Annotated in this window: 17 protein-coding genes and 1 pseudogene; 3 read left to right on the plus strand and 15 right to left on the minus strand. The window is 47.6% G+C overall.

Annotation, left to right across the window (positions count from 1 at the left end):
- Positions 1–44: 44 nt before the first annotated feature.
- The 3 genes from WAO38_RS02930 to moaC form a co-directional block, all read right to left on the minus strand.
- Entirely contained in the window at positions 45–1094 is a 1050-nt protein-coding gene (locus WAO38_RS02930) for a DUF6781 family protein (protein WP_422234192.1), read from the minus strand.
- A gap of 113 nt (positions 1095–1207) precedes the next feature.
- Positions 1208–1477: a YbeD family protein gene (locus WAO38_RS02935; RefSeq protein ID WP_422234194.1), complete on the minus strand. Its 270-nt coding sequence runs from the start codon at positions 1475–1477 to the stop codon at positions 1208–1210.
- Positions 1458–1928 (minus strand): cyclic pyranopterin monophosphate synthase MoaC, encoded by a 471-nt coding sequence (gene moaC, locus WAO38_RS02940; RefSeq protein ID WP_422234196.1) that lies wholly within the window; start codon positions 1926–1928, stop codon positions 1458–1460. The genes WAO38_RS02935 and moaC overlap by 20 nt, the downstream gene beginning before the upstream one ends.
- Before the next feature lie 217 nt (positions 1929–2145).
- On the opposite strand from moaC, the gene WAO38_RS02945 reads away from it, so the two are divergent.
- On the plus strand, positions 2146–3027 hold the full coding sequence (locus WAO38_RS02945; protein WP_422234198.1) for a hypothetical protein: 882 nt from the start codon (positions 2146–2148) through the stop codon (positions 3025–3027).
- Here the strand turns inward: WAO38_RS02945 and mobA are convergent.
- The 3 genes from mobA to WAO38_RS02960 form a co-directional block, all read right to left on the minus strand.
- The gene (gene mobA / locus WAO38_RS02950) at positions 2969–3544 is read right to left on the minus strand and encodes a molybdenum cofactor guanylyltransferase MobA (protein ID WP_422234261.1); all 576 of its coding nucleotides are present in this window, start codon (positions 3542–3544) and stop codon (positions 2969–2971) included. The two genes, WAO38_RS02945 and mobA, sit on opposite strands and share 59 nt — an antisense overlap.
- Before the next feature lie 39 nt (positions 3545–3583).
- Positions 3584–4699: a metallophosphoesterase gene (locus tag WAO38_RS02955; RefSeq protein WP_422234200.1), complete on the minus strand. Its 1116-nt coding sequence runs from the start codon at positions 4697–4699 to the stop codon at positions 3584–3586.
- A gap of 95 nt (positions 4700–4794) precedes the next feature.
- A complete protein-coding gene (locus tag WAO38_RS02960) occupies positions 4795–5256 on the minus strand; it encodes a DUF2780 domain-containing protein (RefSeq protein ID WP_422234202.1) in 462 nt (153 codons plus the stop codon).
- Positions 5257–5350: 94 nt separating this feature from the next.
- Here WAO38_RS02960 and WAO38_RS02965 point away from each other — a divergent pair, with 94 nt between their 5' ends.
- Positions 5351–6235, plus strand: a complete 885-nt coding sequence (locus WAO38_RS02965; protein ID WP_422234204.1) for a neutral zinc metallopeptidase — start codon at positions 5351–5353, stop codon at positions 6233–6235.
- A 14-nt stretch (positions 6236–6249) separates the two neighbouring features.
- Here WAO38_RS02965 and WAO38_RS02970 read toward each other — a convergent pair whose 3' ends face one another.
- The 7 genes from WAO38_RS02970 to WAO38_RS03000 all read right to left on the minus strand — a co-directional run bounded on the left by WAO38_RS02970 (position 6250) and on the right by WAO38_RS03000 (position 13578).
- A complete protein-coding gene (locus WAO38_RS02970) occupies positions 6250–7518 on the minus strand; it encodes a 3-isopropylmalate dehydratase large subunit (RefSeq protein WP_422234205.1) in 1269 nt (422 codons plus the stop codon).
- Between the two features lie 54 nt (positions 7519–7572).
- Positions 7573–8106 carry a hypothetical protein gene (locus WAO38_RS02975; protein ID WP_422234207.1) on the minus strand — a complete coding sequence of 178 codons (534 nt, stop codon included), beginning with the start codon at positions 8104–8106 and terminating at the stop codon, positions 7573–7575.
- A gap of 86 nt (positions 8107–8192) precedes the next feature.
- Positions 8193–8915, minus strand: coding sequence for a TonB family protein (locus tag WAO38_RS02980; protein ID WP_422234209.1), 723 nt, complete (start codon positions 8913–8915; stop codon positions 8193–8195).
- Positions 8912–9550: a sulfite exporter TauE/SafE family protein gene (locus WAO38_RS02985; RefSeq protein WP_422234211.1), complete on the minus strand. Its 639-nt coding sequence runs from the start codon at positions 9548–9550 to the stop codon at positions 8912–8914. Before WAO38_RS02985 ends, WAO38_RS02980 begins: the two co-directional genes overlap by 4 nt.
- 13 nt (positions 9551–9563) lie before the next feature.
- Positions 9564–10565 carry a 4Fe-4S binding protein gene (locus WAO38_RS02990; RefSeq protein ID WP_422234213.1) on the minus strand — a complete coding sequence of 334 codons (1002 nt, stop codon included), beginning with the start codon at positions 10563–10565 and terminating at the stop codon, positions 9564–9566.
- Entirely contained in the window at positions 10558–11376 is an 819-nt protein-coding gene (locus WAO38_RS02995) for a hypothetical protein (RefSeq protein ID WP_422234215.1), read from the minus strand. The genes WAO38_RS02990 and WAO38_RS02995 overlap by 8 nt, the downstream gene beginning before the upstream one ends.
- A gap of 9 nt (positions 11377–11385) precedes the next feature.
- On the minus strand, positions 11386–13578 hold the full coding sequence (locus WAO38_RS03000) for a TonB-dependent receptor (protein WP_422234217.1): 2193 nt from the start codon (positions 13576–13578) through the stop codon (positions 11386–11388).
- 169 nt (positions 13579–13747) lie between these two features.
- On the opposite strand from WAO38_RS03000, the gene arsC reads away from it, so the two are divergent.
- Positions 13748–14092 (plus strand): arsenate reductase (glutaredoxin), encoded by a 345-nt coding sequence (arsC, locus tag WAO38_RS03005; RefSeq protein ID WP_422234219.1) that lies wholly within the window; start codon positions 13748–13750, stop codon positions 14090–14092.
- On the opposite strand, the pseudogene WAO38_RS03010 reads toward arsC, so the two are convergent.
- Both WAO38_RS03010 and WAO38_RS03015 read right to left on the minus strand, forming a co-directional pair.
- Positions 14089–15693: pseudogene (locus WAO38_RS03010) on the minus strand (methyl-accepting chemotaxis protein); the annotation flags it as partial. The gene arsC and the pseudogene WAO38_RS03010 sit on opposite strands and share 4 nt — an antisense overlap.
- 104 nt (positions 15694–15797) lie before the next feature.
- Positions 15798–16256, minus strand: coding sequence for a nucleoside deaminase (locus WAO38_RS03015; protein ID WP_422234221.1), 459 nt, complete (start codon positions 16254–16256; stop codon positions 15798–15800).
- Positions 16257–16259: the final 3 nt, after the last annotated feature.

The following is a 16259-nucleotide window of genomic DNA, read 5'->3' on the forward strand; positions in this document are numbered from 1 at the left end:
GCTTGTCGAAGCATCAATGTCTTTCGACTAGCTCAGGGGAAAAGTTATTTTTTATCCATTGCCTCTTTAGCCCCTTTAATCGCACCTTCCATAGTCGATTTGGCGACACTCCATGCTCGTACACCCATTGCTTTAGCTTCTTGTGCTGATTTGAATTTAAGAAGCTTGCTCCCTTGCTCCGATACACCGCGTTTGAGTTGAGAGAGGCGACTGCGTAGAAGTTCTACCGTCTCTTTTGAAAGATCTTTGATCTCTTCGGTATCAAACCGAATCTCATGGCTGATTGACTCTAATCTTTGGATTAAAGAATGATTATTATGCGGTTGAAGCGATTGAACCACTTGTGTGAAAAGGGTGTCTACATGCTCTAATTCTTCTTCAATCGTTTTATACTCTTCTCGGTAGAGGGCTTTGACCTCTTCGGGGACATAGAGGAGGTATTGACGGAATTTTTCAATTGATTTGATTAGTGCGGTACGGATACCCAGCATCGTTCCCCGTAAAATAACTTCGGCTTGATTAGGGGTGGCTTCGGCGACATTCATGGCACTTTGGAGTATACTAGCCAAAATACGGCGAATACGTACGGCATTTAGAACGTTGGCATTCAAGGTCTCATAAGAGATATCTTTGATAATTTCATGAAGAGTATCTTCAACTTCTGAGCCTTTTTCCAGTGTTGTAATGATGGCACTTTCAATCATCTCTTCGAGGATATCGAGCAAATCGACCGACTGTACTTTAATCTGATGAAGTTTTTCCAAGGTGCTCTCTTCATCCCCCATTGTTTTTTCAAAAGTATCGAAAAGGGTGTATTTGAAATGCTGGAGCTCATCACTTTTTCGGGAAATCTGACGTTCGATACGCTCTTTTTGCGCTATTAAATCTTCAAGATCGTTGTGAAGTGACACGGTCTCTTCTTTTAAAATCGACGTCGTGAGAACCTTTAGTTCCGGCAAAGAGAGTTCTGACGGCTTTAGAGACCATTCTGTATGAACGGCATCGATCATGGCAACAATTTTGGATTCCAGATCGTTACCATCGAGGGATTTATAGCGAGTCTTAATGTCACGTTTAAAGGTTTCGAGATTCATGAAATTTCTCCTACAAGTTATTTTAGACGACATTTCTGCCTCGAAAGAGGCAAGCTTCAGTGCCTTAGCGGCTAGCGTAGCCAAAGGGATGTATTCCTTTGGCGTTCCAAAATTTATAGCACCATTTTAATGTGAGGGTGCGCTTTGAGCGTTTCGTAAAAATAGGTTCGTTCGTCTTCATTATGGACTAACAATTCTAAGTTCATGCTGATGTATTTTCCGCCTTTGCTGACATTGGAAGGGTTTAAAGAATATTCTCGTGCACTAAATATCTCCATAGCTGCGATTTCGATGCCCGCACGTTCGTAGGCAACTACTTTATAGCACCATTTGCAAGGATAGACGAGCTCTAGTTTTTGGGTTTCATCGTTGATAATTACCACTTTTTCCTCCTGATTTGGTTTCAAGCTGGATGGGACCGATGACCATCCCTTTATCAATCGCTTTGAGCATATCGTAAATGGTGAGCAACCCGATGCTGGTTCCTGTGAGGGCTTCCATCTCAACACCTGTCTGGCCGCTCAGTTTCGCGGTGACAGTGAGCCGGAACCCCGGTAATTCAGGGAGTTCATCAATATCGCAGTTGACTCCGCTGAGGTTGAGCGGATGGCACATCGGGATGAGGTCAGAGGTTTTTTTAGTCCCCATGATTGCGGCGATGACGGCAGTTTGGAGTACTGGCCCCTTTTTGGCCGTTTGGTTGACGACGGCATCATAGGCGTTTTGACTCATCGTTATAAGTCCGCTGGCGACGGCGACACGCGATGTGGTAGTTTTATCGGACACATCGACCATTTTAGGCCGGTCACGTTCATCTAAATGGGTTAGGTTCATAAGTTATCTCTTTAGTCTATTTTCATTATTATAGCAAGCGGGGGTAAATTCTCAGGTGGTTAAAAAATAATCATACTTGAAATAAAAAATGAGCTATAGTTTTGCCATGAGACTTTGGGGCCGCTAAAGAGCGGGTAAGTCCAAGGTGCTCGTGTTTTGTTTCGTCAATGCCCGCGAAAGCGGGATATTCAATAAAAAATAAAAAGAGGGGGAAAATATGCAAGATTTAGTACGCAGTTACAATGCGAATGCCCCGCTAATTCAAAAATTTATTCTAACTACTTTGGGAAATGTGAGTCTAAAAACCCTCAACGTTCAGTTGGTCGAGCGTCTGTATAAGACTTTTCCGAGTCTCGAACTTCTTTATAAATGCGATGCGGGATTTGTCCAAAATTCGCCCAATATCTATATCAATCGGGAAGAGCAGCATCATATCGGAGTGGACCGATCGTATCTGATCGATGAAATCGCGATTGAGAAAGGGTATTACATCAGTGATCCCTACATTTCAACCGCAACGCGTTATCTGTGCATTACCGTGGTTTATGCCGTCGGAGACGGATATCTCTTTTTGGATTTTCGCCTTCGTAAACTACTGGAGCGGTTTGATCTGATCGAAAAAAATAATTTATTCAAATATATGAACCGATCTTCGTATGCGATTATAGGCGGCGGGTTGCTTTTTTTCGGTGTTTTTGTCGTTTTGTACGGATTTTACACCTTTGCAGGATATTTGGTTGCGGAAGAGCCTCTGAATATCGATGCGGTCTTTAAGCCGATCATCGCGCTGACACTCGGGCTTTCCGTCTATGATTTGGGTAAAACGATTTTTGAGCAGGAAGTTCTTCCGCGTACGCAGCATGTAAGTGATACCTTCAACGCGAAGACATTGCTCAATTTCTCCGTATCGATCATTATCGCATTGCTCATCGAAGCGTTGCTGGTCGTCTTTAAAATTTCGATTCACAACTACAAAGATTTGCCTTATGCATCGACATTGATCGCCGCATTGGCCTTTTTGTTGCTGGTATTTGCGGTCTTTATTTATCTTGTCCGTAAAAGCGAGAAAGAGCCTCTTGATATTCGTGTGGATGATTGAGATTGGTAAAAAGCTCTTCGTCCTCAAATTCGATGTATCGGGTTTTACTTGATCCGAGGAGTTTGCCGAGCCGGTGATCTCCCTCGCGCAACATCCTCTCGAACTCTTCCAGTAGCGACCGGTGATAGATTCCGCATAAGGGATGTGAACCTGTTGCCGTTCGGGCAATGACCGCATCCAGTCCTTTTTCATCCGCATCAATTAAGGATTGAAAAACCGTATCATTGACAAATGGGGTATCCACACTGAGTACGATGATCCGCTCTGCGCCAATACTTCTAAAAGCACTCACGAACCCTGCCGTAGGGGCATAATCGACCTCTTTTGGATCCAGCAGAAAATCAGCCTCGAAATCAAATTTTTCGGCAGATTTGGTTGAGACGGATACATGGGTGAAAAGTTTAGTCAGGCGGTTGTATTGGAACTGTGCGAGGGTTGAACAGCCGCCGAAAGGGAGGAGGGACTTATCCTCTCCCATCCGTGAACTTTTGCCTCCGGCAAAGATAACACAGTGCATATCAAACAAAATCAACTCCTAAAATAAAATAGTATTGTATCATGACCATGTGATGCAGGTGATTTCGGCGTGTGAGCCGAGCCGCATCGGAGGCCCCCAAAAACCGATACCGCTGTTGACATAAATATGGCGGTCGTTGCCCAATGAATGGAGCCCTTTGACATAAGGCTGTGCCAGAGAGACCAGATACCCAAAAGGCCAAATCTGTCCGCCGTGGGTATGACCGCTGAGGATGAGCGAGGGGGTGTAGTCTTGAAGGTATTGAATATACTTGGGCTGATGGGCCAGCAGAAGGGTCGGTGCATCGGATGGAATATCGCGCATGGCTTGATCAATATCGGGAATATGGGTTTTGGCACGGTATCCGAAGAGGTCATAGACTCCGGCGATATAAAAATCGTCGATTTTTATCGAACTGTTTTCCAACACATGGACGCCGATTTTTTTCATATAGGCGATGGTATCTTCTATCGAGTGAAAATATTCATGGTTCCCCACAATATAATAGGTCCCGTAACGGCTTTTAAGATGCTGCAGCTCATCGATCGCTTCTTTGAGACTATCAACATGGGCATCGGACAAATCACCTGTAATGACAATCAGGTCAGGGTTGAGACGGTTGATCGCCGCCACACTTTCGGTGACAAACTCTTTATCGATCAATCCTCCGATATGAATATCGCTGATTTGGGCGATCGTGTAATGATTCCCGTTAAACCGGTTTTGTTTGACATCAATATAGTTGACGACAGGTTTTTTCGCCCCCTCAACCACTCCAGCCCCCACAAAAGCACTGCCCAGCGCTAAAAATCCCAGATCGCTAGAGCGTTTAAAAAAGATCCGTTTCTCCTCTTTAAACGGAGCAATCCGCTGCAGGAGATGAAGCAGCTCATAGAGGATGATTCCCATAAACAGGACAAAGCCGATGCCGATACTGAGCGAGAGGAAGAAATAGAGAAGTTTGGGGGTATTGAGAAAATAGCGGCTTGCGAGGTAGCCCAAAACGGCGGCCATATTGGCGATTAAGAGATATTTTAAAAATTGGCGGGTTGAGGATTTGATGTGTAAATGTTTGACTACTCGGGTGTAGGCCAGAAAATGAATCATCCCAAAAAGTGTTGTCAGGATTAACGGAAATAAAATTATCGTACTCATAAAACTATTGTAACGAAATATGGCCAATAGTGTAGGCTGGAAGGGCTAAGACAATCTCCTCTTGGGTAGAAGAGGGAGATCAAAAATCGACAGAATTATTGGGCGAATGCCGCAGAGAGAATTTGGTCCATTCCCGGCGTGGCACCGTCTTGGAGATACTGAAGGACCAGAGGTGAAAATTTATCAACCATTGAAGCATCCATCCCTAAAAATGAAAACTGCGATCCGACACTTCCCAGTCCGAGCATACCGGCAGGGGCAGCATTAAGAAGCGTTCCCGCCTGAGGAACCTGCTTGGTAAGTTCGGTGAAGTCGGTCGGTTTCATATTGCTTTTGGCATCATTGATGATTGCCGCCGTTCCGCCGATCGCTTGGGTCGGGGTGACACCGAGTGCAGTCGTGAGGTTTTTGATGAGCGGGTTAGAGGTCAGAGCGCTGTCGGCTATCGGAGCCGCCGTTTGTGCCACCGGAGCGACGGTTTGCATTAACGAACCGAAATCAAATGCATTGGCGTTGGAAACCAACAGTAATAAAGCCGCAAGGGTAAATGAACGCATAGTCATCTCCAAAAAAGAATTCCCTTATTATAACGGACGGAAAGTATAATATGGAAGTTTTTCGAATAATGAAAGAATATAGAGGGACAGCGATATGAAATGGGAAGATTTAAAGCGGAGCACGAATGTCGAGGATCTGCGTTCTCAAGGCTCCGGGGGCAGGTTCGGCGGCGGACGGGGGGTGAATCTTCTGATTCCGATCATCCGGATACTGATGGGGACAACGATCGGACGAATCATTTTGGCTGTGGGAGTTGTGGCGTATTTTATGGGATTTAATCCTCTCACCCTGCTGGATCAAGGGGGATCCTCTGCGGGAACAAGCCGTGCGGTCAATAGTGTGGAGGAGGATAGATCGGTACAGTTTGTTTCAGCGGTATTAGGCCAAACCGAAGAGGTTTGGAACCGTATCTATGCCCAAAACGGGGAGACGTATCGCGAGCCGAAGTTGGTACTGTTTCGGGGAAGTGTCCGAAGCGGCTGCGGGTATGCGGATGCTCAGGTGGGACCGTTTTACTGTCCTGCGGATCAAAAAGTGTATTTGGATCTGAGCTTTTTCGATGAACTCTCCCGACGTCATAACGCACCCGGAGATTTTGCCCAGGCGTATGTAATCGCCCATGAGATCGGGCACCATGTCCAAAATCAGCTCGGGACACTGGATAAGGCGCACAGCGTCCAAGAGAGATCAAACAAGACCAAAGGGAATGCCGTACAGGTGAAAGTGGAGCTTCAAGCCGATTGCTACGCCGGAGTCTGGGCATACCACACCCAAAAAGAGAGGGCGGTACTCGAAGAGGGGGATATCGAAGAGGCCCTTAACGCCGCCAGCCAGATCGGCGATGATACGCTGCAAAAACAGGCGCAAGGGTATGTCGTTCCCGATGCATTTACCCACGGAACATCGGCGATGCGGATGGAGTGGTTTAAAAGAGGGTTTGATAAAGGGACGTTGGAAGCGTGTAATACGGGGGTGTAACCCCAAAAGAGAGGTTACTTTATCGTTGCGGGATCGGTGATATAGCCGGTGATTGCCGAAGCGGCCGCGACGGCAGAGTTTGCCAAATAGACTTTGGATGAGCGTGATCCCATACGTCCGACGAAGTTACGGTTGGTGGTTGCAATAGCAACTTCGTTATCGCCCAAGATTCCCATGTATCCGCCCAAACATGCACCGCAGGTCGGATTAGAGACGACACCGCCCGCATCGATGATGATATCCATGTAACCCGCTCTTGTCGCTTCACGAGCGATTCGCTGTGTTGCCGGAGTGACGATGAGACGGACGTCCGGATGAACACGTTTGCCTTTGAGGATTTCAGCGGCAATTTTAAGATCGCCCAAACGGCCGTTCGTACAGCTTCCGATGAATGCCTGATCGATTTTGATCTTGTCGCTGACGGCTTGGCTGAGGCTGTGTCCGTTGGACGGCAAGAACGGATAGGCGATAACCGGCTCGAGTTTGGCGACATCGATTTCCAATACTTGGACATACGTTGCATCTTCATCCGAATAGAAAATCTTCGGTTCGCGTGCAAGAGGTTTATCGGCGAGGAATTCGGCTGTGATCTCATCGTACGCTACGATACCGCTTTTAGCACCCGCTTCGATGGCCATGTTACACATACTGAAACGGTCATCCATGTTGAGGTGCGCAATTGTACTGCCGGTGAATTCGAGGGTGCGGTAAAGAGCGCCGTCAACACCGATCATCCGGATGACTTCAAGAATGATGTCTTTTCCGGTCGTGTATTTACCCGGTTTTCCGCTGAGAACCACTTTGATGCTCTCCGGGACTTTGAACCAGTTTCCTCCGGTGATCATCGCAAACGCGAGGTCGGTTGAACCCATTCCGGTAGAGAAGGCACCGAGCGCTCCGTGGGTACAGGTATGAGAGTCTGCGCCGATAATGACGTCACCCGGTACGACAAGCCCTTTTTCAGGAAGCAATGCGTGCTCGATCCCCATGTCTTTTTCATCGAAAAAGTGTTTCATTTGATATTTTTTGGCGAAATCGCGGCTGACACGGGCTTGGTTCGCCGATGCGATATCTTTGGCCGGGATGAAGTGGTCGAGGACGATCGAGAAACCATCAGGGTTGGCAAGCTTCGTCGCACCCGAATCTTCGAATGCTTTGATCGAGATAGGGGTCGTAATATCGTTCCCGATAACCATGTCGATCGGTGAGCGGACAATCTCTCCCGCATAGACGGTACGACCGACATGAGCGGAGAATATTTTTTCAGTAATGGTTTGGCGCATAAGAGTTACCTTGTAGAGGGTCTAATTAATGGCGCGATTATACCACACCGAGTCTTAGCGTTTTTGGGTGCGCTTTATCTCTTTAAGTTTGGCGTCGCAACTTTGAGAACCGCAGGATGAGTTTTTATAATTCTCATAGGCTCTCAGATCGCCGGCACACATTTTTTGGGTATTGATAAATTTCATATGGTGCTGATACATCCCCATCAGGGTAGGAAACTCTTTTTTCTGCTCGTCATTCAAAATGAGGTAAATGGTTTCAAAGAGATCGATTTGCGCTTTGAGCACTTTTGCGTCGGAAGAGTTCAGTGCGTAGGCCCCCGGACTAAAATTTCCTCCTTGAAATGCTTCGACAGGAACAATAGGAGAGAGTGACCGAACCTCTTTTTTATAGAGATGGAGTGCGGTCCGGATATCAGAGTTTTCTCCCATTCCCATCTCTTGGAGAGCATAGGTGATCGTCTCTACCAGAGGTGTCTGCCCCTGGCGGCAGCAGCCGATCTGCGTATTATTACAAGTATTGGAAGGGTTGCCGCAGGCCAATGCCGCAGCGGTAAAAAAACTAAGGGCGATAAGTAATGATTTCATAAAGAGTTCCTTGTCCGAGATAGGTTAATGATACCCTTATGTATTATAAGAAAAACTAAATCAATATAGATAATTTCAAGGATTAATTATGAATCATTGTTTAACGTAAATTCAAGGGTTAACTCGATCTCCATCGGAAGAGAACCTGATAAAGCGGCGGGGACTTTGATCCCGGATGCGGAAGCCACGGCGCGTTTTGCCGCTTCGTGAAAGATGCTCTCACCCTGACGAACGGTGACATCTCGTATCATTCCGGAATCTGTGAGGGTAAAACGTACGTTCACATCCCCCTCCATTCCTCGGCGGCGGGCTGCCGAAGGGTAGCGTAAGTGACGCTGAATATTGGAACGCAAAGAGGCAAAAAAGGAGTTTCTCTCAGCACTGGTGTCGACTTTCGGAATCGATTTGATCGGACTTTGTGCGGGTGATTGCACCGCAGCGGTCGAGATAACCGGTTTGGATTCGACTGCCGGTTGGGCGGTCACTTCCGGCAGCGGAGCTGCGACGCTCTGGACTACAGGGGCAGTGAGGAGAGGTTTTACGGTAACCGGAGTCGGCTTCAGAGGCTCTGCCATTTTCGGTTTGGGTACTTCACTCAGCGGTGTATGTTTGGGCGGCTGCGCCGCCTCGGCGGGAGGGGATACGATTTTAGAGGGTTGAGCCAGAGAAACGATCGTGATGTGTTTGATCGGCAGTGCGAAGGTTTGGACAGTTGGCGTGTGAAAGGTACTGAGGATCAAGAGAGCAAAAAGTGCCATCAATGAGTGAAATGCCAATGAAACCCCGAAGGCTTTAGAAGTAGTGTTCATAATCGTATCCATCCTTCAAATATTGCGATGCCGACACCTGCGAGGAACAGGGGGGCGAGGTGCTGTAAAACATTCCGGTACTGTGAGAGATGTTTCAAACTCTCTTGGAGTACCCGAGTGAGTACCACGGAGAAAAAGAGAAACCACAACAGTGTCGCTCCCAGACCAAAGGCTGCGCCGTAGGCGATGGCCCAAGCAAATGATGTGGACGTTGCACTGAGCGTCATCATGGTGACGACCGGGGCGCATACCGACATCGATAACAGCATTCCGGTTAGAAACAGGGCTATATTGCCTTGGGGGGTATCGGGTGATGAGGTGCAGCATGACGCCGAAGCTCTTAGAGAAAACCATAAACGCCCGGAGAGGATCAGGGTAACGCCGCCGAGAAGATACCCCATCAACGTCGTATCGCTGATGAGTGCTTTTATCATTGCTGCCCCGAGATAGGCGATGAGGGAAAGAAATATATAGCCGCTGATACGCCCGAGACTGATCGGGAGGAGAACTTTCAAACTTTGCCGGCGTGTTGCGCTGTTCGCCAATAAAATAGGCGATAGCAACGGCATGCAGGTGAGCATACAGGCAGTCGCTCCATAGGAGAGAGCGACGAGAAAGAGTGAAAAGAGTGTCATAGCCTCCATCGACTCAGCCTTTCCACCATTTGTCGATTTTTGTCCGTTTTTTAAACGATTCTTTGGACGAAGAGAGGATCGTAACGGGACCGTATTTGAAGTTCATGACCCCATCATGCGGACAGAATTCAATGCATCGGCCGCACAAGGTACAATCGCTGTGGGTAATGTTCTCATTGACAGCAGAATCTTGGATCTCATAAATGTCCATCGGGCATGCTTTGACACAGTTTCCGCACGACTCGCAACTGGAGGCTCCGTTTTTGACGAGACGGAGCAGACCGATTTTTTTGAACAGAGTCTGCAATGGAAGTATCGGGCAGATACGGCAGAACGGCTGACGGACAAACAGTGCTAAAGCGATCATCAGTCCGAACATCAGATCTGCAATCAATGAGAGAGCAAAATAGCCCCAAGAAGCCTGAGAGATATAGATCTGAGACATATCTCCCCCCATGGCAGTTGTCATGATACGGCTGGGACAGATAGAACAAAATGGATTGCCCCATTCGTGCCCGAGGAAGCCGATACCGGTCAAAAGAGGGAGAATTAACACCAAAAAGAGAAAAATAAACCATTTGATCGGGCGGATCTTATTGACGGTTTCTCGCGAAAGGCTCCCCAGCTGAGTGAGCCCGAGTTTGGTTCCGATCATCGTGATTGTCTCTTGGAAAAAGCCGAGCGGACAGAGCCAGCCGCAAAAGGCTTTGTTGAGAATCAAGATGAGCCCAGCTACGGTAGCGATCGTGATAAGGGTACCCATCAATGCCGGCAATACTTTTTCACCCTGGGTGAAGATGCTCGATACCCGGTGATCCATCTGATGCTGGAGCGGAATCAGGGCACAGAAGTCACCTCCCTTCATGTCATAAGCGCACGAGAGGGCGGGAAGATTTTGGGTCAGCTTGTCTCCTGTATAAAAAGTGGTGAAGATCGTTGCCCCGTAGACGAAGAAAACAAAGGCGGTGAGCTGAATAACCCGTCGAAGGGCGGTAAGCGTTAACAATTTATCCACGGGAAGCTCCTTGTTTTTTGTTGCGGCGGTAGAGAAATATACCCCCTAAGAACCCGATAAAAATGGCTCCGGCTCCGTAGGTCTGAGATTGCCAGTAATCATTCGGATTGAGGCTGTAGGGCATGGAGAGGGTGCTTTGATAGAGGGTTTCACCTTCGCGGTATTGGGTGGTAAGGAGAAATTCGGAGGGTTTGTTTTCGTTTCTGCCGATCCGTACGTTTTTAAAGTCATTGGGGAGGGTAATCGTGAATTTCCCCTCGCTATCCGTCATCACGGTTTGGGCCGGGGTGTTATGGGTTTCCAATGAGACAGCCGTATCGGGCAGTGCCTGATCGTGAAAGCGGAGTAGAAACTGATAGGATTTGGATGCGGTGTAGCGGTCGTGTTCGCGGTGTAGAGGATTCGGTACGATCTCCAAAGCTGTTTTAGGAAGTGCGGTCAGCTTCGTCGGAGATATTTTAGAAGGGCGCCCCTGGAGCGGGAGATAGCGTACGGCACTGTATACGCCGTTTGTACCATTGCCCTCTGCTACCATCGCATAGTACCCACCCATAGGAGGTTTTGGGAGCATGATCGTATTCAATTTAAAGGATAATGGCTGAGATGTGAGATCGGGAAGGACGAGATGAGCGGAAGTGTTTCCTTCGCTGTTCATCAAAGCGAACATGGCGCTCTCCCCCTTGCCGTGACCTCCGTGTTTGGACGCGACCGCTTTGCCTTCGTCACATCCGTGCGGAGTCCAATAAACTGTCCCTTCGCCGTAACCCCAAAGCGAGGAAGCGATAAAGAGTGCTGCAAGTCCTTTGTTCATAGTGTCTCCTTAAAATTTGATGGATAAGCCTGCCGTATAGACACGCCCCGGATTGACGGTCAAAGAGAGATCTTCTTGGTTGTATATTTTGTTATAGTCCCGATCTCCGCTGCTTCGAGCGGTATTAAAATAGAATTTGTCAAAGACGTTATCGATCCGTACAAACATATCAAAGGTGAACCCTTTCCATTTTTCGGAATGTTTCGCCAAGAGATTGACGACTTCGTATCCGGGCATTTCGAGTTGGTTGAGCTCATCGGCGTAGTAGCTCGATTTCGCCGTCAGTTCGGCGGAGAGGGTCGTAGCGTCGCTGACGTTATAATTTCCGATAAGGTTTAACGTATGGCGAGACGTTCTAGGAACAGTGTTTCCGGTCAGGTCATAATGGATTTGGGTATAGGCATTGGGACCGCTGGTGACATAGGGGCTCCCCAGACCTAAATAGAAATTGTCGTACTGTGTGAAATAAGCGTCGAGATAGGTATAGGCTAGATCAAACGAGAAGGTTTTTTTCGAATCGCTTTGGAGAGAGAGTTCAAACCCTTTGCTGCGCATTCCCCCGATATTTTCATATTTTTGCGGATTAGCCGCCGTTGCGGCGGTATATTGGCCGATGGAAGACATAATATAATCTTTTCGATCGAGCAAAAAGAGGGTTGCTTCATAGCTCAGAGTATTCTCTAATGCCGGAATGGTGCCTCGGAGCCCGAGATCGTAATTGACGGCCTCTTCCGGCTTAAGATCGGGGTTGTTGAGTACTTTCGAATCAAGAGAAATCGTTCCGTTAAAGAGCTGATCGATAGAGGGGGCGCGAAAACCGGTTGAGCGGCTTACGAACAGGGTGGCCGAATCACTGAGATCATGGGTTAGCCCTACGCGGTGGGAGTAAACGTTAAAATCTTTTTGAAGCGATAACGTATGCAATTGGTCTTCATAATCGAGGCGAATATTGTCGTAGCGCCCATTCAGTGTGAGTGTCGTAGCTTCGCTCAAAGGGACTTTGACCTCGAGATACGGAGCGTAGACCTCCTCGGTCGTTTTATTGTCTCCGGTCACGGTTCCGGCATGGTAGACGGTAGGGGAAAATGCGCTCGTTTTAAAATCGACGAGATAAACCGTCTTGTTTTCATAGATATTGTTGCGGATATCGGCACCGACCATATAGGCGAGAGATTCTCCGCTGCTGCGGTATTCGCTTTTGAGCCCCCGTTGAATCTGATGATAATCATTCCCGGTGGTGTAGGCGTCATCCGCGGTAACGACCGTTCCGGTAGAGCTGTATTTTTGGGGTGAACTGACAAATTTGGTATCATCTCCGTATTGATAAAGATTGAGAAGAAGGTTGGAGTTATTGCCGAAATCTTTACTGTAGGTCAGGAAGAGTTTGAGGAGATCGACATCATACATCCGCGTGTAATCCCGTCCCTCCTGGCTTGTCGGATCGGTAAGCGCCTGCGTCATCCCCTCGACCGTTCCGTGAGAATCTTTTTCGCGGTGGGAGGCTTCGATGCCGAAAGTGAGGTCACTGGTATCATCGATGTAGTACTGAAGTTTGCCGTTGGCATAGCGTGCCAGATAGTCCGAATCTTTCCAGTAGCCGTCCCCTTTGCGTTCGCTGACTTGAATGCGGCCGTTAAAAGAGTCTTTGGCAAAAGAAGTCTCCGCCAGCAGTTTTCGGTAGCCGAAACTGCCGAATTCTGAGGCAAGCATCGATTTGTTGACGGCCCCTTTTTTCGTCGTAATGATGACGGCTCCGGCGAGAGCGTCATCCCCGAACAGATACGATGCCCCTCCCTTGATGACTTTGATCGATTCGATGTTATCCAAATCGATGTTGACGGCCCCGGTGCGCTCAAATACAGGAACCCCGTCGATGACGACAGCAACACCCGGTTTTTCACCCATATAGCGCTGATTCTCAACTCCCCGAATATGGATTTTCAAGGTATCACCTGTTTTGATTTCGGTCGTGATGCCCGGTATGGTTTGAAGCACCTGCTGGAGATTTTCGATATGGGCTTCATCCACTGTTTGTCCGTCGATCGTGGCGGTCGAGGAGACTTCGGTTTTGCCGGAGTGGAAACGGTCATCGATCGTCGTTGAATCAATATTGATAATTCCAAGATTTTCAGTTGCAAAGCATCCGGTTGCAAGGAAGGCAGATAGGAAGATACTGTGAGAGATCCGACGGGTTTTTGACATCGCTTTTCCTTAAAATTATGAATTAAGAGTGCGATTATGAAGAACAAGTGTTACATTTGTGTTAAGTTATCAAAGTAAGTTAAGATTAATATTATGAAATTGACAAAAGAAACGGGATTTTTCGTGATCGCTAGAAGCGTTATAATGTCGGCAAAAAATGGAGATGATCATGATAACGATCTGGCACAACCCGAAATGTTCGAAATCGCGCGAAGCACTTAAACTTCTTGAAGAGAAGGGAACGCCTTATGAAGTATTCAAATATCTGGAAACAACACCATCGCGTCAAGCCATCGCGGATCTTTTGCAAAAGCTGGGGATTTCGGCACGGGAATTGATGCGTACGAAAGAAGATGTGTATAAAGAATTGGGACTTGCGGCGGTAACGGAAGAAGCAAAACTGATCGATGCGTTGGCAGAATATCCCAAACTGATCGAGCGCCCGATCCTCATTGAGGAGAATCGGGCACTTATCGGCCGTCCGGTCGAAAAAGTGATTGAATTTTTGGATTAAGTCCGAAATTTCTGGAGCTGGTGGTTTAGATCCGCTGTGCTTTGATCGAGACTGACGGTGACTCCTGCGATCTCTTGAATACTTGCTTCATTGGATGAAGTGATAAGGTTGAGAGCATTGATTTTGGAGCCGATAAAATCCATGCCGTTCATCAGTTCGTGCAGCCGTTCGTTGGAATGGTGGACACTTGATGCGGCCAATGAGATGAGGGAAGAGGACGCTTCGATGATTTTTTGGATGAGATTGGAATCACGGGAAACGCCTAAGATAGAGGTCGTTGATTTATCCATTTTTTGACTGGTATCGGTAACCCCGTCTACAATGGTATTAATGGTTTTATTGATTAAAGAGAGGCTCTCTTGGGTCCGTTCAGCGAGTTTTCGGACTTCATCGGCAACGACGGCAAACCCCCGACCATGCTCCCCGGCGCGTGCGGCTTCGATTGCGGCATTGAGTGCGAGCAGATTGGTCTGATCGGCAATGTCGCCGATAATATCGAGAACTCCTTTGACTTTTTGTGCTTCGGAAGCCAGAATATTGAGTTCTTGCGAGAGGGTCTGCTGTGTTGAAGCGACAGACTGGATACTGCCGTTGATATTGGAAATCTGAGAATTAGCGGTAGTGAGGTTCGTGTTGGCCTCATTGATTTTATTATTGGTATCGCGTGCGGCGGTGGTGGAGTTAACGACGATTTCCTGTAAGGAGACGATATGGGTGTGTGTCTCGGAAACATGGGAAGTGCTTGTTTGGAGCTTTTCTTTGATCGCGGCCGAAACCATGTTCATTTTTTCGGCGGAGGCCATGTTATGGGAGGAAGCAGATTTGATATTCGAGATCATTTTTTGAAGTTCTTCCATGGAGCCGTTCATATCATTGGCCGCGACAGAGAGTTCATCCTGTCCTTTTGCGTCGATTCTATGGAGTAGATTGCCGGAGCGGAGATGTTGTGCGATTTGGGTGAGATTGGCAATTTTCCCCAGCAGATCTTTCGTGATGAAATGTAAAACAATATGGACGCTTATCATCCCTGCCGGAAAAATCAAAAGGATCAGCATCAGGGTTTGTTTGAACTCTTTCTGCGCGCTAAGATAAAGCGTTTGGGTATTGGCAATCTGGAGTTCGATGAGCTTATCCAGCTGTTCATCGGCCGGCGACAAACTGTAGGGAAAATCGCTTTGGACGAGATCAAGAATACTCATAAGCTGCTTTTCATCGATTGCTTTTTCCAATAGGATGATAGAACGTTCCGCACGCTCCATAGCCTCTTTGGCTTCCGGGACGGATTGGGCTTCTTGCCCGGTCATTTTGCCTTTAAGATAGATATTCCATTTGTCCATGAGATTCTTATGGGAAGTTTTAACGACTTTGGAAGCTGTATCGAAGTCTCCCACCCCTTCAGAAAGGTCGATAGCCGTACGACGAATCTCATTGTCAATCGCATTTTTGCATGAACGGAGATTTTGGAGAGGGAGAAGGCTTTGGGTGTGAATGGTATTCAGCGATTCGTTGGATAAAAACATTCCGAGAATACCGACGGCGACTGCAATAACTGCGAAAAGCTGCGTTAGGACGACAATCAAAGTGATTTTTTTTCGGATGGAAAGTCGAGAAAGTAGAGACAGAGATTTTTGGGTAGACATTTATGCCCTTTAAAAAAAGTGCAAAAGTGTAAAGTTTTATGGTTACGTTACGGTCACAGAAAATATCAGTACAGAATACGGTCGCTTTTTTCCAGCCATTGATCGAAGAGCGTCCGTGTCTTTTCCAGATCGAGAGGGCGAAGATCGAAGGCATCTTGGGGATTGCGGATATGGGCATGAAAGTTCTCATCATTGAAGCCTCCCTTGGTCGCATCGGCTTCAGTGGCACCGTAATAGACGATCGGAATCTTCGCCCATAAAATGGCACCCATGCACATCGGACACGGGTAGCAGGTGGTGTATAGGGTACAATCGGAGAGATCGAACCGTCCCAGTTTTTGGGATGCGGCACGGATGGCATTGATTTCGGCATGGGCGGTAGGATCATTGGTTCGGAGAACTTCATTGTGGGTTTGGGAGATGATTTGATCATTTTGCACGATGACGGCACCGAATGGGCCTCCGTCGTTTACCCTCATTCCCGACAGGGCTTCCTCGTAGGCAATTTGCATCCACCGGTTCATGAT

Origin of the sequence: Sulfuricurvum sp. (assembly GCF_049277495.1) — a bacterium.
GTDB lineage: Bacteria > Campylobacterota > Campylobacteria > Campylobacterales > Sulfurimonadaceae > Sulfuricurvum.

Bases quoted from the DNA above. Each gene is read 5' to 3' on its own strand.
- WAO38_RS02970 (WP_422234205.1), bottom strand. From the start codon at position 7,518: ATGCGCCAAACCATTACTGAAAAAATATTCTCCGCTCATGTCGGTCGT.
- WAO38_RS02995 (WP_422234215.1), bottom strand. From the start codon at position 11,376: ATGAACAAAGGACTTGCAGCACTCTTTATCGCTTCCTCGCTTTGGGGT.
- WAO38_RS03015 (WP_422234221.1), bottom strand. From the start codon at position 16,256: ATGAACCGGTGGATGCAAATTGCCTACGAGGAAGCCCTGTCGGGAATG.
- WAO38_RS02985 (WP_422234211.1), bottom strand. From the start codon at position 9,550: ATGACACTCTTTTCACTCTTTCTCGTCGCTCTCTCCTATGGAGCGACT.
- WAO38_RS02955 (WP_422234200.1), bottom strand. From the start codon at position 4,699: ATGAGTACGATAATTTTATTTCCGTTAATCCTGACAACACTTTTTGGG.
- WAO38_RS02980 (WP_422234209.1), bottom strand. From the start codon at position 8,915: ATGAACACTACTTCTAAAGCCTTCGGGGTTTCATTGGCATTTCACTCA.
- WAO38_RS02960 (WP_422234202.1), bottom strand. From the start codon at position 5,256: ATGCGTTCATTTACCCTTGCGGCTTTATTACTGTTGGTTTCCAACGCC.
- arsC (WP_422234219.1), top strand. From the start codon at position 13,748: ATGATAACGATCTGGCACAACCCGAAATGTTCGAAATCGCGCGAAGCA.
- WAO38_RS02945 (WP_422234198.1), top strand. From the start codon at position 2,146: ATGCAAGATTTAGTACGCAGTTACAATGCGAATGCCCCGCTAATTCAA.
- WAO38_RS02965 (WP_422234204.1), top strand. From the start codon at position 5,351: ATGAAATGGGAAGATTTAAAGCGGAGCACGAATGTCGAGGATCTGCGT.
- WAO38_RS02930 (WP_422234192.1), bottom strand. From the start codon at position 1,094: ATGAATCTCGAAACCTTTAAACGTGACATTAAGACTCGCTATAAATCC.
- moaC (WP_422234196.1), bottom strand. From the start codon at position 1,928: ATGAACCTAACCCATTTAGATGAACGTGACCGGCCTAAAATGGTCGAT.
- mobA (WP_422234261.1), bottom strand. From the start codon at position 3,544: ATGCACTGTGTTATCTTTGCCGGAGGCAAAAGTTCACGGATGGGAGAG.
- WAO38_RS02975 (WP_422234207.1), bottom strand. From the start codon at position 8,106: ATGAAATCATTACTTATCGCCCTTAGTTTTTTTACCGCTGCGGCATTG.
- WAO38_RS03000 (WP_422234217.1), bottom strand. From the start codon at position 13,578: ATGTCAAAAACCCGTCGGATCTCTCACAGTATCTTCCTATCTGCCTTC.